General features: G+C 64.9%; 13 protein-coding genes and 5 tRNA genes. 4 read left to right on the top strand and 14 right to left on the bottom strand.

The window, feature by feature from the left end:
- Positions 1–88: 88 nt before the first annotated feature.
- The 4 genes from xseB to rnd all read right to left on the bottom strand — a co-directional run bounded on the left by xseB (position 89) and on the right by rnd (position 4,034).
- Entirely contained in the window at positions 89–361 is a 273-nt protein-coding gene (gene xseB, locus G503_RS0102695) for an exodeoxyribonuclease VII small subunit (RefSeq protein ID WP_035021488.1), read from the bottom strand.
- Position 362: 1 nt separating this feature from the next.
- Positions 363–1,817: an exodeoxyribonuclease VII large subunit gene (xseA, locus tag G503_RS13295; RefSeq protein ID WP_035021490.1), complete on the bottom strand. Its 1,455-nt coding sequence runs from the start codon at positions 1,815–1,817 to the stop codon at positions 363–365.
- A 15-nt stretch (positions 1,818–1,832) separates the two neighbouring features.
- On the bottom strand, positions 1,833–2,495 hold the full coding sequence (locus G503_RS0102705; protein WP_028026379.1) for a zinc metallopeptidase: 663 nt from the start codon (positions 2,493–2,495) through the stop codon (positions 1,833–1,835).
- 387 nt (positions 2,496–2,882) lie between these two features.
- A complete protein-coding gene (gene rnd / locus G503_RS0102710; protein ID WP_028026380.1) occupies positions 2,883–4,034 on the bottom strand; it encodes a ribonuclease D in 1,152 nt (383 codons plus the stop codon).
- Between the two features lie 67 nt (positions 4,035–4,101).
- Here rnd and G503_RS0102715 point away from each other — a divergent pair, with 67 nt between their 5' ends.
- Complete coding sequence (locus G503_RS0102715; protein ID WP_028026381.1) at positions 4,102–5,040, top strand: diacylglycerol/lipid kinase family protein; 939 nt, start codon at positions 4,102–4,104, stop codon at positions 5,038–5,040.
- A 159-nt stretch (positions 5,041–5,199) separates the two neighbouring features.
- Here the strand turns inward: G503_RS0102715 and G503_RS0102720 are convergent, their stop codons facing one another.
- Both G503_RS0102720 and G503_RS0102725 read right to left on the bottom strand, forming a co-directional pair.
- Positions 5,200–6,705, bottom strand: coding sequence for a basic amino acid/polyamine antiporter (locus G503_RS0102720; RefSeq protein WP_028026382.1), 1,506 nt, complete (start codon positions 6,703–6,705; stop codon positions 5,200–5,202).
- A 98-nt stretch (positions 6,706–6,803) separates the two neighbouring features.
- Positions 6,804–8,345, bottom strand: a complete 1,542-nt coding sequence (locus tag G503_RS0102725) for a helix-turn-helix domain-containing protein (protein ID WP_028026383.1) — start codon at positions 8,343–8,345, stop codon at positions 6,804–6,806.
- Positions 8,346–8,528: 183 nt separating this feature from the next.
- Here G503_RS0102725 and G503_RS0102730 point away from each other — a divergent pair, with 183 nt between their 5' ends.
- Complete coding sequence (locus G503_RS0102730; RefSeq protein ID WP_235715474.1) at positions 8,529–10,388, top strand: FAD-binding protein; 1,860 nt, start codon at positions 8,529–8,531, stop codon at positions 10,386–10,388.
- 136 nt (positions 10,389–10,524) lie between these two features.
- Positions 10,525–10,599, top strand: a tRNA-Val gene (locus G503_RS0102735).
- Between the two features lie 23 nt (positions 10,600–10,622).
- Here the strand turns inward: G503_RS0102735 and G503_RS0102740 are convergent.
- The 5 genes from G503_RS0102740 to G503_RS13300 form a co-directional block, all read right to left on the bottom strand.
- Positions 10,623–11,045: a hypothetical protein gene (locus tag G503_RS0102740; protein ID WP_028026385.1), complete on the bottom strand. Its 423-nt coding sequence runs from the start codon at positions 11,043–11,045 to the stop codon at positions 10,623–10,625.
- Positions 11,046–11,245: 200 nt separating this feature from the next.
- Positions 11,246–11,321, bottom strand: a tRNA-Gly gene (locus G503_RS0102745).
- 14 nt (positions 11,322–11,335) lie between these two features.
- Positions 11,336–11,409, bottom strand: a tRNA-Cys gene (locus tag G503_RS0102750).
- A 66-nt stretch (positions 11,410–11,475) separates the two neighbouring features.
- Positions 11,476–11,551 (bottom strand) — tRNA-Gly (locus G503_RS0102755).
- A gap of 101 nt (positions 11,552–11,652) precedes the next feature.
- Positions 11,653–12,597 carry a TerC family protein gene (locus tag G503_RS13300; RefSeq protein ID WP_084636221.1) on the bottom strand — a complete coding sequence of 315 codons (945 nt, stop codon included), beginning with the start codon at positions 12,595–12,597 and terminating at the stop codon, positions 11,653–11,655.
- Positions 12,598–12,916: 319 nt separating this feature from the next.
- Between G503_RS13300 and G503_RS0102765 the strand changes: the two genes are divergently transcribed.
- Positions 12,917–13,825, top strand: a complete 909-nt coding sequence (locus G503_RS0102765; protein ID WP_051190842.1) for a hypothetical protein — start codon at positions 12,917–12,919, stop codon at positions 13,823–13,825.
- A 135-nt stretch (positions 13,826–13,960) separates the two neighbouring features.
- On the opposite strand, the gene G503_RS13305 is transcribed toward G503_RS0102765, so the two are convergent.
- The 3 genes from G503_RS13305 to secG form a co-directional block, all read right to left on the bottom strand.
- Positions 13,961–14,872 (bottom strand): cation diffusion facilitator family transporter, encoded by a 912-nt coding sequence (locus G503_RS13305; RefSeq protein WP_035021493.1) that lies wholly within the window; start codon positions 14,870–14,872, stop codon positions 13,961–13,963.
- Positions 14,873–15,065: 193 nt separating this feature from the next.
- Positions 15,066–15,154: transfer RNA gene (locus G503_RS0102775), tRNA-Leu, on the bottom strand.
- Positions 15,155–15,218: 64 nt separating this feature from the next.
- Positions 15,219–15,473, bottom strand: a complete 255-nt coding sequence (gene secG / locus G503_RS0102780) for a preprotein translocase subunit SecG (RefSeq protein ID WP_028026387.1) — start codon at positions 15,471–15,473, stop codon at positions 15,219–15,221.
- Positions 15,474–15,488 lie beyond the last annotated feature (15 nt).

Here is a 15,488-nt window from a genome sequence, read left to right on the forward strand (position 1 = left end):
GTCTCACCTCGGGCTCCCCATCCTCAGCGAAGCCCAATCGGCGAATGGAGCGCCGCTCACCGATTGCCGCGGCTCGGGGCAGAGGCCCTTAGGACAGCGTCGTGTCGCGGGTCTCGTCGTCGGGAGCGGCCGCGAGCTCGCCCATGAGCACCTCCACCTGCTGCTCGGCGGCAGCCAGGCGCTTCTGGAGCGAACCGAGCAGCACCACGCCGCGCTCGTAGCTGGCCAGGCTGTCCTCCAGCTCGAGGGTGTTGGATTCCAGCACCGCCACGATGGACTCCAGCTCGGCCAGAGCCTGGCGGAAGGTCAGCTCGTCGACGGGGGCGAGCGTGCCCTCGGTCGTCTCGATGGTCTCCTCCATGCTATTCCCTCCAATCTTCCACCGCCGCATCGATGCGGCGGCAACGGTCTACGGTACAGTCGATCTCGCCATCGCCCACGGCGACCATAAGCAGTGCGCCCGGGGCCACCTGGTCCACCGAGCGCACCACCGCGCCCTCGTCGGTGCGGGCGATGGAGAAGCCGCGGCCGATGACGGTCAGCGGCGACAGGTCGTGCAAGCGGGCCGCATTCACGGCCACGCTGCGGCGGAAATGGTCGGTCATGCGCTCGCCGGCGCTATGCAGACGTCCGCGGTCGCGCAACACGGGGGCGGCGAAGCGATCGGTCAGGGTGGTGCCTCGGGCCACGAGGCGCGCCCGGGCCGTGGACACCTGGCCGGCCGGGCGATCCAGGGCGCCGGGCAGCATGCGGGTCAGCGCCTCGCCGAGCAGTCCCACCCGATGGCGGTTCTCGCGCAGGGTATCGGGCAGGGCGCGGCCCAGGCGATCCGATAGGTCGTCCAAGGCCAGGGCCTCGGTATCGAACAGGCGCTCCGGCTCGCGGAACAGCGACAGCGCGGCGATGCGCTCCACCGAGCGCGCCGCCCCGGTCAGCTTCAGCTCCATGCCGCGGCCGAGGCGCTGGCCCAAACTCTCGAGCCGGCCGTCGGTCTCCTTGCGCGTGGGGGCCACGGCCTCGGCCGCCGCCGTCGGCGTGCTCGCCCGCACGTCGGCCACCAAGTCGGCGATAGTGGTGTCCGGCTCGTGGCCGATGCCCGTGACCACGGGCACGGGACAGGCGGCGATGGTGCGCGCCAGCCGGCGGTCGTTGAAGGGCATGAGGTCCTCGAAGGATCCGCCGCCGCGGCCCAATAGCACCAGCTCGGCCCCGGCGAACACCACCTTCGCCAGGCCGTCCACCATGGCATCAGCCGCTCCGGGGCCCTCTACGGGCACGCCGGCCACCAGCACCTTCGCCAACGGGTAGCGACGGCGCAGGGTGCGCAGCATGTCGTGGATGACGCTGCCCCGCGGCGAGGTGACAATGCCCACAACCTGGGGGTAGACCGGCAGCGGCCGCTTGCGCTCGGGCGCCATAAGGCCCATGGCCTCCAGCTCGCGGGCCAAGTTCGCCACCTGCAGACGCAGCTGGCCCTCCCCGGCCAAGGTAAGGGAGAGTACGTCGAAGTTCATGCGCCCCTTGGCCGCGTACAGCGAGAAGCGCCCCGTCATCTCCACGAGCGCCCCCACCGCCAGGCTCACGCCGGCGGCCTGATAGCGGTTCATCCACATCATGCAGGGCAGCGCGGCCTTCTCGTCCTTCACGGTGAAGTACACGGCCTTGTAGCCGGGCTTGTCGTTCACCTCGGACACCTCGCCCACCAGCCGCACGACGACCGATTCAAGGGCGCCCTTGGCAAGCCCCATGGCCGCCGACACCGACAGGGCCGGCTTAGCCTCCCCCTCCGTCGCGGCAACGATCTCCTCGTCGGCCATAGCCGGGCCGCCCGTCTAGTCCTCGCGCTGGTTCAGCAGCCACAGCAGCTGCAGCACCGAGGTCAGAGCCGCGGCCAGGTAGGTGAAGGCGCAGGCGCGCAGCACGTCGAAGGCGCCTTTGCGCTCGGCGGCCGGCAGGCCGATCTGGCCCATGTACACCATGGCCCGCTGGGAGGCGTTGAACTCCACGGGCAGGGTGACCAGCTGAAAGAGCACCACCACGGCGTACATGATGATGGCGGCCGTGGTCAGCCCCGAGATGTGCAGGAAGATGCCGGCCATGAGCAGGAAGATCCACGCGTTGGAGGCCAGGTTCACCGCCGGCACGATGGCGCCGCGGATCTTCATGGGGGTGTAGTCCTGGGCGAACTGGCAGGCATGGCCCACCTCGTGGCAGGCCGTGGCCGTGGCCGTGATGGTGCGGCCGTCGTAGGCTTCCGGCGACAGGGTCACCGAATTGCTGCGCGGGTCGAAGAAGTCCTGGCCCGGGCCGCCGCGGAACACCTGCACATTGGTGATGCCGTAGTAGGCGAGCATCTGGCGGGCGGCCTCGGCGCCGGTAAGCCCCGTGGAATTGGCCACGTGGTTGTAGACTTTCAACTTGTGGTTCACGTACCACTGGGCGCCCAGACCGATGATCAGGGTCACCACCACGAGCATCAGGTAACTGCTTTGCATAGTCTCTCACTCCTTGGGAACATGCGTCCGAAAATGTTTGGAAGTCATTATAGGGAAGGAAGCCCGACCTGAGCCCCCTTGCACCGAAATGTGTGAAACCTTCGTAACCGGCGCGGGTTTGCCGTCGGGGGAATGCGTTTGCCTGAGTTTGCCTGAATCTATCCGGCGAGGGGCCTGGTGGGAAGGCCACAGACTGTCTTCGCGGAAGAGCAGGCGCGGAGGGCGGCGGGGAGGCCTCGCGCGCAGATTCCGCAGACTCGGAAAAATGGGTATAAAATCCCTACCCCCATTTTTCCGAAAGCGAGGACTTGTTTGAGCACGTGGCCTTCCCGCCGCCCTCCGCGCCGGACAAACCCAAAAAAACCGCTCCCTCACCTCCCCGCTTCCCTACTCCCCTGTGCGGGTCACCACGAGGCCCTCAGGGCCCAGGGACAGGGATATCTTGCCGGCGAGCAGATCCAGCAGCTCATCGCCGATGATGGCGCGCCGCCACCCCTTCAGCACATCGATGTCGTCGCGGTAGCCCCGGGCCACGCGGGCAAGCTCGCCGTGGCTGGCCAGAGTCTGCATGGCGATGTCGTTCTCGCGGGCCCGCAGCCGCACGAGCGCCTCCATGAGATCCAGCTCGGCGTCTACGTTCGGCTCGCTCTTCAGGGACTTGTCCAGCTCGGGCCACTGCTCGGGAGGGGCGTCCAGACCGCGCACGAGGGCGGCCACCACGGCGCGGGCGTCGCGGGTGCCCAGCCGCTCGCGCACGCCCCGCACCATGAACAGGTCGTCGATGGTGCGTGACTCGCGGCGGCAGGCCTCCACCACCTGCTCGTCGGTGAGCACCCACTTGCGCGGCAGATCGCGCTCCTGGGCCATCAGCTCGCGCCAGCAGGCCACCTCGCGGGCGGCCGACAGCTGGCGACGACTCAGCTGGCCCACGCGCTTCAGGCGCTTGAACCGCGTGGCGGCGTCGCTCACGTAGTTCGACGGGTCGCTCAGCGCGGCGAAATCGTTGTCGAGCCACGACAGGCGCCCCTTGGCCTCCAAGCGCTCGCACATGATGCGGTACATCTTGGGCAGGTAGATCACGTCGTCGGCGGCGTAGTCAAGCTGCGAGGGCGACAGGGGCCGGCGCGACCAGTCGGTGAAGGAGTCGCTCTTCTTCAGGCTCACGCCGCACAGATTGTGCACGAGCGGCCCGTAGCCGATCTGCTGGGTGTGGCCGAGCAGCGTGGCGGCCACCTGGGTGTCGAACACGGGGCTCGGCAGCACGCCCAGCTCGCGGTAGATGATCTCCAGATCCTGACCGGCAGCGTGGAGCAGTTTTACGATGGCGGGGTCTTCCAGAAGCGGCACGAGCACCTTCAAGTCATCCACGGCAAAAGGGTCGACCACGGCCACCTCGGTATCGGTGGCCAGCTGCAGCAGGCACAAATTCGCGTAGTAGGTCTTCTCGCGGAGGAATTCCGTATCGATGGCCAAGACCGACGAGGAGGCCGCGCGTCGGGCGAAGGCCTCGAGGTTTTCTTGGTTCGCAATGTATTCCACGGTGGTCCTTGTTCCTTGGGGCTCTGGTTGTAGTACCATCCCATGATAACAAAGGGAAAGGAATTATGTGAAACTGCTCATCGTCAACAACCTCTCCTCGGGCTTCCGCGACGGCGCCATCTACGATTTCGTGCGCGCCTTCGCCCGGGACGGCGACGAGATCTGCATGCGCTGCACCAACGGCTGCACCGACTTGGCCGACTTCCTCCGCGATGCCGAGGATTTCGATGCCGTGGTGGCGGCCGGCGGCGACGGCACCGTGGCCACGGCGGCCCACCTCTTGGCCGAGACGGGCATCCCCCTGCTCCCCTTCCCCGCCGGCACGGCGAATCTGCTGGCCATGAACTTGGCCTCGCCGGCCGAGCCCCACGCCCTGGCCAAGCTGATGCGCGAAAGCCTGCTCATGGACTTCGACATCGGCGAGATCGAGCTGGCCAACGGCGAGCACTTCGGCTTCACCATGATCGCCGGCGCGGGCTACGACGCCACCATCATGCAGGGCGCCGAGTCCACGAAGAAGCTGCTGGGCCCCATGGCCTATTTCACCTCGGCCTTCGTGAATCCGCTGCCGCAGTTCTCGAAGATTACCCTGGACATCGACGGCGAGCACGTCGAGACCCAGGGCGTGGGCGTGCTCGTGGTGAACTTCTCGAAGCTGCAGTTCGATATCTCGCTCATCCACGAGAACAAGCCCCGCGACGGCGTGTTCGATGTGGTGGTCATGAACACCCACGATGCCGTGGGGCTCATCCCCGCCCTGCTCAGCTGCATGCTCGACCGCACCGGCGAGTTCCCCGCACGGCCCGGCAGCCTGGAGGTGTACCGCGGCAGCGAGGTCACCGTGCATGCCGATCCGCCGCTGGCCGTGCAGTACGACGGCGAGGTCACGAACACCACCACCCCCTTCACCGCCCGCATGCTGCCCGAGGCAGCCCGCTTCGTCGTAAGCGAGGAGTGCCTGAAGCTCTACGACGAGGAGAGCGCCGAGCCCCTCCTGCTGGACTAACGGCTCCGAGGAGCGCCCCTTTCTCGCCAAACCCCGCAGAGGCGGGCTTTAGCCCGCCCGCAACCCGCATCCCCCCAAAAAAAACCAAAGGCCCCCTGGACGATCCCAGGGGGCCTTCCTCATGCATTCTGCGGCTCGATACCGCTCGGCGCGCTGCGTCTAGATGACCACGGTTCCGGAAATGAGCAGGTACAGCGAGAAGGCAGCGGCCAGCAGGATGATGGCCACGACCACGCGGTCCACGGTGTTGTCGAGGTACTTCTCGCCGCGCTCCCTCTTGCCCCAGATGTACACGAACACACCGGGCAGGTACAGAAGGCTCATCAGCGTAAGGCCCACCGCCCCCGAGGCCCAGGACAGAAACAGGCTGTAGATCACGCCCACGATGCCCAGGATGCGCCAGCACCACAGCGGGGCCGTCAGCTTGCCACGGAACAGCTCGGGCTCAGTGAAGGCCACCTTGGCGAAGTAGGCCGCCGACAACAGGTAGGGCAAAAGGATCATGCCCGCCGAGAGCGTGTAGAAGAACTGGTAGGAAATGGGCGAGTCGGGGAACAGCCAGGTAAGCAGGAACAGCTCGATGACGATGTTGGTAACCACGAGGGTAACCACCGGGGCGCCCTTCTTGTTCGTCTTGGCGAAGGCCTTCACGAACACGCCCTCCTGGGCGGCCTCGAAGGGCGACTCGCTCGTGAGCACGGTGTAGCCGAGCATGGCGCCGATAAGCGACAGCGACACGGCGAAGTTGATCAGCACGGCTCCCCACGGGCCCACGGCCCGCTCCATCACGTAGGCGAGCGCCGGGTTCTCCAGCGTGGCCAGCTCGGACAGGGGCATAACACCCATGGACAAAAGCGACACCATCATGTACAGCGACAGCACGCAGACAAAGGCCGTGATGGTAGCCTTGCCCACGTCCTTGGATTTCTTGGCGCGGCCCGAGATGGCCACGGCACCCTCGATGCCGATGAACACCCAGATGGTCACCATCATGGCCGACTGCACCTGATCGAAGAAGGCCAGTTCGGGATCGGCGCCGGTCTGCATGTTAGCGAAGAAGATCTCGGGGTTGAATGCTCCCAAAAAGATGATGGCGACGATGGCGATGAGCAGCGGCACGAACTTCGAGATGGTGATGACCGCGTTGATGAGGGTCACCTCGCTGATACCGCGGCTGACCAAAAAGGCGTAGAACCAGATGATCACCGAGGCGCCAATGAAGGCGGCCAGGTTGGTGCCGCTCTCGAAGATCGGGAAGAAATAGGCCAAGGCGCCGAACAGAAGCGCCGAGAAGCTGACCGTGCACAGAAGGGCCGAGATCCAGTATCCCCAAGCGGAATTGAAGCCGAGGAAGTCACCGAAACCGGCCGAGGCGTAGGTGTAGATGCCGCCCTTCAGGTTCGGTTTCACCCGGGACAGCGCAAAGAAGGTCATGACGAGGCAGAACACGCCCACCGCCGAGATGGACCACGCGGTGATGATAGCCCCACCGCTCGCCCCTCCTGCAGCCTGGTCGCCCGCCAAGGTGAACACGCCGGCGCCGACGATGAGGGTGATAACGGTGGTGACCAGACGGAAAAGCCCGATGCCGTTCGGATTAGTCACGCCGTTGTCGGCGCCCTGGGGCGCATCGGCCCCCGTAGATGCCAATGCTTCCTTGCTCATGGTGAGATCAGCTCCTTGGGTCGGTTCGAAGCATTGCAAACCATAATACCCGACCTCATGTTCTCCCAACCGAACAATTTTTCAACGTAACGGCCATGTTACGCTTTTCTCCCCGTGCGGTCGCCTTCCGCAACAGGGCCCCCAGCAGGCAGCGGCTCGCCGTCGATGAGGGCGATAAGCTCCTCGCGGCACACGATACCCATCTTCCGATAGATGTTCTTGATATGAGTGCGCACCGTACTGTCCGAGATGAGCAGCACCTGGGAAACGTACTGCGAGCTGTGGCCGCGACCGAGGAAGCGGCAGATCTCAGCCTCCCGCTGCGTAAGGCCGTAGCGGGAGGCAAGGTCGCCGCACCGTTCGGTCAGAGCCTCGCTGATGGAGAGCACGGGCGGTGCCTCGAGATTTCGGTAGTCGGAAAGCCACTGCACCACTGACGGGTAGAGAGCCTGTATGCAGAAATAAGCGATCCACACGCCGAGGGCCAATCCCGCCGGATCGACGTCGATCCCTTCCAAAGCGAAACGCGTCCCGCGCCCCACCAGCGCAAAGAGCGTATAGAGCCCATAGGCGCACGCGACAATGAAGGACACGGGAAGCTCGTCGGCGTGGCCCATAGCCGCGATGGTGGCAAAAGAGATCACGATGACGGCTCCGAACATGATGTGAAGGCCGATATCGAAGAGAGAGGCCCCTGCGAACCCCTCGCCCACCAGCACGCGAGCGGCCAGCACGCCCACCGCTAGAAGTGGGAGCATGACTTGATAGGCGAAAGGATAGAGCGGTTTGCGCGATGGAATGAGGAGCAGCGCCGCCGTAAGGGCCGCGCCGAGCACATAGCCGAGAATCTGCTCCCCGTAGGCGCGGGCGATCACCTGAGCATCGAGCAGGGATCCCACAAAGCCGAACACCATCAGCCCGAGCAGCGGAGCGAGCAGCAGCCCCGCCGCAGAGCGCAACTTATCCGCGTCGACCCGAGGGTGCCGACTCCCTTTCCATCCCGCTCCCCGTTGCTCGCCCTGCGCCGTGGGTGCCTGGGCCCAGGCGAGAAACGGCGTCCATACTCCTGCCATGAGCACGCAGGGGAACAACAGCATGAACGTCTCTTCAGAAACGGCGAAGAGCATCCAGTTGAGGAGCGAGGCCAACACCACGGACAGGGCGACGTTCAACAGCGCCCCTCGCAACCCCAAACGGGCGTAGAGGCGCCCCCACGTCTCGTAAACCGACAGGCCGCCGAACCCCGCCGCCGCACCGAGCAGCAACGCCAGAGGCGGCGCAAGGCAGCTGGCTTGACGCGCGACGAGAAAGCCCAACGTACCCGCAGTGAACAGCAATGCGCCGGCACCGCGCCCCCAAAGGGGAAGACGACGACCCCTGACGGACGCCCCCACGCGCAGTGCTCCGGATACCAGGCCGAAGAGCAGCGCGCCGAAGACGAACAGTCCCAGAGCGTTTCCCCCATCGTCCAGTCCCAAGCACGCGATATAGGTGGACGGATAGGCCAACGAGGCGGCGATGAGCGGCCCGAAGCCGAGCAAAGCCGGGCGAATCGCCAGCGGTGTCGAGGGGGCGGCCGCGCCGTCGCGCGGCCACGTCCACCTACGAATGCCGGGCCTTTTCGTGTCGATCTTCGCCATGTTCCCTCCTCGCAGCTTCTTCCAACACTACTACGAGTGCAGCGCCCTCGTAAATACCCAATTCCGTCTATACGCCGCTGACCTGGAAATACACGATTTTGACGATTGCGTCCGTTGCCTCGCGGGCCCTATGGTGGGCCCAGAGCGGCACTCGCCAGCTCGCATACCCGAAGGAGGAACGTTATGAGCATGGAAGTAAATCGCAGGGAATTTCTGAAGGGCGGCCTCGCCGCCGGCGCGGTCTTCGCGGCTGCGGGCGCTCTGGGCGGGTGCTCCCCCGCCCCGAGGACCGACAATGCCCCCGGCGAGAACCTCGCCGGCACCGGCGCAGCGGCGACACCCGCGGCCGGGGACGGGGCACCCGCAGGTTATATGTGCGCCGATGACTGGCTGGGCGCCGCGCCCGTCATCGACGATGCGGACATCGTCGAGACCGTCGATGTGGATGTGGTAGTGCTCGGCGGCGGCCATGCCGGCACCCAGGCGGCCCTGGCCGCGGCCCAAGAGGGCGCCTCGGTCGCCGTCATCGAAATTCAGGCAAAGGACACCTTCAACTGCTTCGGCGACGACATCTGCGCCTACAACTCGCAGTTCATGATCGAGCACGGATTCGGCCCCTACGATGTGGGCGAGATCGTCACCGAGTTCCATCGCCGCAGCGGCGGCCGCGCCAATCCCCAGATCATCCGCCTGTTCGTGGAGAACTCCGGCGAGATGTTCGACAACTTGATGGCCGTCACGCCCGCCACGAGCAACGTGTTCGAACTTGCGCCCGACAACGCCATCATCCAAACGGCCTACGGAAAGACCACGGGGGCCGACTACCCCATCGAGCTGGGCGGCTACAAGGCATGGGCGTCCACCCTGCAGACCATCGGCTCGTTCAATCCCACCCCCATCGAGGGCCGCGAGGAAGTGAGCCGCCTCACTGAGCTGGAAACCTATTGCCGCCTGGCTGCCGAGGAACTGGGGGCAGCGTGGTACTGGGAACACTCCGCCACGGTGCTCGATGTGGCCGCTGACGGCGCAGTGACCGGTGCCATCGCCACCGGCCCCGACGGCGCCCGTCGTTTCAACGCCGCCAAGGGCGTCATCTTGGCTACGGGCGACTTCTCCGGCAACCCCGACATGGTGTACAACCTGCTCACCGATGTGACCGAGTGGGGCATGCGCGTCGGACAGGACCGCGAAGCCATGAGGGGCATGGGACGCGACGGCATGGGGCTGAAACTCGGATGCTGGGCGGGCGGCATGATCGAGCCCCAGCCGCGCCCGGCGCAGAACTTCGCCATGTGGATGCCGCCCGGCCCGTGGGGTACCACGCCGTTTTTGATGCTGAACTCCAAGGGCAAGCGGTACGTGAACGAGGCCATGGCGCAAATGCTGGCTCCGGCCACGTACCGCCAGCCCCTCGGCATCTACACCGCCATCGCCGACGCCGACTACATGGAGATGGTGAAGTTGGCCAGCGTGGATCACGGGGCGCCTAACTGGGGCGTGCCCGATGTGGTGGAAGAGATGCACCAGTCCATCGAAGCTGTGCCGGTGGGCAATCCGGCGGGCGGCGAGGTGAAGGACGTGTCCATGTACATTCTCACGCGCCGGCAGACAACGAACGTGTTCGCCGCCGAAACCTTGGAAGAGCTGCTCGGGTTCCTGGGTTACGAGGGTGACGCCCTTGAGACCGCTTTGCAGAGCATCGAGCGCTACAACGAGTTGTGCGAGGCGGGCATCGACAGCGATTTCGGCAAGGACGCCCATCTGATGCGCGCCATCAAGAAGCCGCCGTTCTACGGCGCAGTGCGCGAGTACGACGGCACGGCATCGGCCGGCCTGGTAACTATGGCGGGCCTCATGACCGACGAGAACCTCAACGTGCTGCAAGCCGATCACACCACGCCGATCAAGGGCCTCTACGCGACCGGAAACTGCCTGGGCCAGCGTTACGGCAACGCCTATTCCACGCCCTCGGCCGGCAATTCGATGGGCATGGCAATGACCCACGGGCGCGTTGCCGGCAAGATCGTCGCCCAGCTGTCCTAGGTGGCAAAACGGAGCCCCTGCCGCCCGATGCGGCCCTCCCCCTCTCCCGCTGAAGGAAAAGTTCAAAAAACCTTTGACAGGGGCTCTGTTTCTGTTAAACTACTAACTCGTTGCTGAGAATGCAACTGCCCTGAATGCGCGATTAGCTCAGGGGGAGAGCACTACCTTGACACGGTAGGGGTCACAAGTTCAAATCTTGTATCGCGCACCATGAACCACCAAAGGCCGCCGAGATTACTCGGCGGCCTTTTCTTCGGCCTGATCTGCCTTGCCTGCTTCCGAGACGGGAGTGGGGGCAAGGGTGATCTTATCGTAGTTCCAGCCCTTCAGGTAGGCGGGCACCTTGCTGGCGGTGTAGCGGGCCCCACAGTGGGAGCAGATCACCGCCGCGCCCTGCTTGGGACGGTACATCCAGACGACCAGCCCGATGCTTACCAGAGTGATGAGGCCGGCCGCGACCAGCAGCAGGTCCATCATGCCCGCCTCGGAGGGATCGGCCACCGCGCTGGCGGCGAAGCCGCTGAGCACCCACATGCCCGCGATGTAGATGGCCAGGCCCACCAGAAGCACCGTGGCCACGCCACGGGTCGGCAGCAGCCCCTCGTACTGGGTAGCGCGCTTGCCGCACTCGCGGCACTTCACCTTTTTCTCGTCCATGACCCTGGCCTTTCCATCGGTGCGTTTTCTCTCGTGCGGCAGCATACCATCCCCGCCGAGACCACCACATTTGTGCAGCCGCACAACATGAAAACTACGCCAGCGGAAATCGGAAATGGATTCTGCTTCCACGCTGCTTCCAAATGAATGCGAAAAGAAAAAAGGCCAGGAGCTATGCGAGCTCCCGGCCTGGGGTTTTATGGAGCGGACAACGGGATTCGAACCCGCGACCCTCACCTTGGCAAGGTGATGCTCTACCAGCTGAGCCATGTCCGCGTTTGGTGCAAGGTTGGAGGCGACGCCCGGATTCGAACCGGGGGTGAAGGCTTTGCAGGCCTCTGCCTTACCACTTGGCCACGTCGCCATTTCCTTGGCGGCTGTCATTGAAAAGGCCGGTCAAACAAGTGCCTGACCGGCCTTCTGATGACAATGGAGCGGACAACGGGATTCGAACCCGCGACCCTCACCTTGGCAAGGTGATGCTCTACCAGCTGAGCCATGTCCGCATCGCGAGGAAGTACTATACGGGAATATCCGGCACCGCGCAAGACCTTTTTCGAAATTTTTTTCGAAAAAGCTGTCAGCGGCCGCCTCCGGCGGTGCTCCCCTAGCGCTCGCCCGGCTCGCTCGGCGCTGCAGGCTCCTCGGCCACGCGCTCGCCGTTCTCGATGGCCGCGTCCACGCACCGCTTGGCGCGCTCACCCACCTGAGACGGGGCCAGACCCGCCTCGGCCTGGGCAACGGCGGTGTCGATGGCGACATCGGCCAACTCCTTCTTCCAGCGGTTCAAGTTGCTGTTGAAGCGCATCTGCACAAGCTCCAGAACTACGGCGAAGATCATCGCGAAGTACACCATGATCTTCTCTAGGTGCATGTCCAGAACCTCGATGCCCGTGGTGATGCCGGCGGAATCCAGCACCAGCAGCACGCCGATGGCCACGATGAACACCAGGGCGAGAATCTTCATCTCGGGATGGCTGTTGATGAAGTTCGAGATGGGGTCGATGAAGATCATCATGACGAACACGGCGATCATCACAGCCAGGATCATGATGATCAGATGCTCGGCCAGGCCCACGGCGGTGATGACCGAGTCGATGGAGAACACCAGGTCCATCACCATGATGGTGCCCACAGCCTGGGGCAGCCCGATGAGGTGGAGGGCCTTGTGGGCCTCGGAGGTCTCGGCCTTGATCTCGGTGAGGGCCAGCACATCAACGAGCTCGCGGATGCCCTTGTAGATAAGGTAGCCGCCGCCGGCGAGCATCACGATGTCGCGCACCGAGAAGCCGTGGCTGAAATCACCCAGGGCAACGGTGAACAGCGGTGTGGTCATATGCACCAAAAAGGACGCGAAGCAGAGGAACAGCACGCGCATCACAAGCGCGCCCCCCAAACCCAGCTTGCGGCCGATGTGCTGCTTATCGGCGGGCAGGCGGTTGGTGGTGATGGAGATGAACACCAGATTGTCCACGCCCAGCACGATCTCCAGGAAGATGAGGGTCAGCAAGCTGATCCACGCCTCCGGGGTCGCGAAAATTGACAGGTCCACAGATTCCTCCTCAGTATTCGGGGCCGCCCCATCCTCGTCGCGGGAAGGCCGTCGCACGGCAACAAAAAAGACCCATGGTGCCGACCGGGCCGCACATCGGCTTCCAGTCTGCACCATGAGTCTCGCTATTTCAGGCTCGCCAGGCCGGTGTCACCGCCTGCGCGGGAAACCGTGACCATGATGTTGAACGAGCCGCGCACCGCTGCGCCAGCTACTCCCCCATGGGGTTTGATCATCCTAGCAAAGGGAAGGCCCTCTCGCAATGGTATAATCGGCAACGCTACTGCGATTACCGAAGAGCCCCACAGGAGAGCCGTTCATGAGCTTCGATTCCGAAACCCCCGCCGACGCCCCGGCCGAGCAGCGCCGCGGCCGCCATTCCCACGCCGCCGAGGGCGCCCATCGCGGGCCGAGCCACGGCGAGACGGATCGCCCCACCTTCCGCAATCCCTTAAGCGCGCTGTTCCGCCGCCGCAAGAGCACGGTCACCATCGGCGATGTGCGCTACTTCGACGGCGCCGAGCTGTCGCGACCCCTGGAGATGCCGCCCGTGGTGCGCTACGTCGCCTTGGGCGCCATGCTGGTGGCCGCGGTGCTCGGGGGTATGTTCCTGTACAACTGGATCGACCAGATCACCAACGAGCCCTTGCGCCAGCAGGAGGCCCTGCAGGAGAACCTCGCGCGCGAAGTGACCCTCGATCTGCCGTCTCTGGCCGCGCTCATGCCCATGGACGACGCCACCATGATGGCCACTCTCACCGAGGCCGGCTATACCCTCTACGAGCGCACGCCGGTGGGCACCAACCCCGAGGGCGGCTTCGAGGTGATCAAGCTGCCGGCCGACCTCTCCGTGGAGGAAGCGGGCGTCATGTACCTGACCGGCATCGACAAGCTGTCGGCCGCCGACGCGGTGCGCCTGCTCAAGGGCGCGTGGACCATGGACGTGTCCCGCAAGGCCGGCGAGAGCATCCGCTTGCGCTACGCCGACTTCGAGTCCGGCACTATCGAGAAGGCCGTGCAGTCCGCCATGGCCGCCGAGGGGCTGGAAAGCGCCGAGGTCACCGACAACGGCGTGGACGACTCCGGCAACACCTACCAGGCCGGCACCGTGGCTACCGACAACGGCACCTACAACTGGCGCGTGTCGGTCATCGAGCTGTCCGAGGTCTACGACATCTCGGGGCTGCCCAACACCGCCTACTTCGTCGGCATCCGCTTCAGCGCTTAGCGCGACGCGCCGCCATCGTTGACAGCAGGGGACGCCCTCGGGCGTCCCTTTTCGTTGCTGCGCGCCTCATGCGTCTCGGAGGATGTTGGCGGCGCGAGCGCTTAGGCGGCTTAAGTCAGGGCACCGCCGCGCTCCCTAAACGGTTTTGTCCCGGGCCGTCTCGTCGGCGCCCACCGGCTCGATATGGACGAGAACCTCCTTCACCTGGGGAAAGGCCCTGCGCACGGCATCTTCCACCTCGTCGCCGCGGCGATGGGCCTCCATCACCGTCATGGACGGGTCCACGAGCGCGTGCAGGTCGCAGTACACCTCGGCCTCGGTGCCGCGCGTGCGCACGCAGTGCACCTCGGCGATGCCGGGCACCGACTCGGCCACGACGGTCACCTCTTCGGCGGGAATGCGGGCATGGTCTGACAAGGTGCGCAGACCCGTGCGGAACACGCTGACCGCCGAGAACAGGATGGCCACGGTCACGAGCAGGGCCATGATCGGGTCGGCCACCGGGAAGCCCGCCGCCACGAATCCCAGGCCCACGATAACGCCGATGGACACGAAGGCGTCGGACAAGGTATGGGCCGCGTCCGCCGCGAGGATCTCGCTGTGCAGCCGCTTGCCGGCGCGGCGCTCGTAGAGGGTCACGCCCAGATTCACCGCCAGCGTGCCCGCCATCACCACGAAGGACACCGGCGTCACCTGGGCCGTGTAGCTCTGGCTGACCAGCTTGCCCACCGCGCTCGACCCCACCTCGAAGGCCGCCACGAGCAGAAGCACGCCGATGGCCAGCGAGCCGTAGGTCTCGAACTTGGAATGGCCGTAGGGGTGCCCCGCATCGGCGGGCCGTGCGGCCAGGGAAATGCCGATGAGCCCGATCACGTTGCCCAGGGAATCGAACACCGAGTGGATGCCGTCGGCCTGCATGGAGGCCGACCCCGAGGCCAGGCCGTAGAAGAACTTCGCCGCCGCTACCAGCATGTTGAGCAGCAGCACGATCCATAAAACCCGCTCCACCTGCCGCCCGTGGGTAGAAGCCGCCCTCATCGCCGCCATATTCTGCCTCCTGTCATGCCGCGGGCCTGCGCGCTCGCGGGCGGGCCGAAGGCCGCCCCCACGAAAACGCTCGAACGGAAAGCAGCGTCGCATCGGACGCTTATCCGCAGGGGTGGCCTCTGGGCCGCCCGTTCGCCCGCATTCGCCATCCGGTAATACGAAAAGGGAGCCCAAAGGCTCCCTGATTCTTCGCTGGTGTCGGAGGCGGGATTTGAACCCGCACACCCGGTATATGGGCACTAGCACCTCAAGCTAGCGTGTCTGCCGTTCCACCACTCCGACATGCTTTTTGCAGCGACGATTATTCTAGCAGAATGAACCGACGGCGCAAGGGGTAATTTTTCCTTTACTGGGAAATGGTTCCGTGCGGATAGACGATCATCAGCACGAGCAGCGACAGCAGGAACACCACGGCGCAGCCGATGGTGATGCGGTCCAGGTTCTTCTCGATGATAGAGGTGCCCGTCTGGGTGGAGTACATCGAGCTGGCAATCATATCGGAGATGCCCGTGCCCTTGCCCGAGTGCATGAGGATGAAGATGATCAGTCCGATGCCGGACAGCACCAGCAGGACCAGGAACACGATTACCAGGGGATTCAAAATGTCACGCTTCCT

The organism is Adlercreutzia mucosicola DSM 19490, assembly GCF_000422625.1.
In the GTDB taxonomy this organism is placed as follows: domain Bacteria; phylum Actinomycetota; class Coriobacteriia; order Coriobacteriales; family Eggerthellaceae; genus Adlercreutzia; species Adlercreutzia mucosicola.

Bases quoted from the DNA above. Each gene is read 5' to 3' on its own strand.
- G503_RS0102730 (WP_235715474.1), top strand. From the start codon at position 8,529: ATGAGCATGGAAGTAAATCGCAGGGAATTTCTGAAGGGCGGCCTCGCC.
- xseA (WP_035021490.1), bottom strand. From the start codon at position 1,817: ATGGCCGACGAGGAGATCGTTGCCGCGACGGAGGGGGAGGCTAAGCCG.
- G503_RS0102705 (WP_028026379.1), bottom strand. From the start codon at position 2,495: ATGCAAAGCAGTTACCTGATGCTCGTGGTGGTGACCCTGATCATCGGT.
- G503_RS0102765 (WP_051190842.1), top strand. From the start codon at position 12,917: ATGAGCTTCGATTCCGAAACCCCCGCCGACGCCCCGGCCGAGCAGCGC.
- G503_RS0102720 (WP_028026382.1), bottom strand. From the start codon at position 6,705: ATGAGCAAGGAAGCATTGGCATCTACGGGGGCCGATGCGCCCCAGGGC.
- G503_RS0102740 (WP_028026385.1), bottom strand. From the start codon at position 11,045: ATGGACGAGAAAAAGGTGAAGTGCCGCGAGTGCGGCAAGCGCGCTACC.
- G503_RS0102725 (WP_028026383.1), bottom strand. From the start codon at position 8,345: ATGGCGAAGATCGACACGAAAAGGCCCGGCATTCGTAGGTGGACGTGG.
- xseB (WP_035021488.1), bottom strand. From the start codon at position 361: ATGGAGGAGACCATCGAGACGACCGAGGGCACGCTCGCCCCCGTCGAC.
- G503_RS13305 (WP_035021493.1), bottom strand. From the start codon at position 14,872: ATGGCGGCGATGAGGGCGGCTTCTACCCACGGGCGGCAGGTGGAGCGG.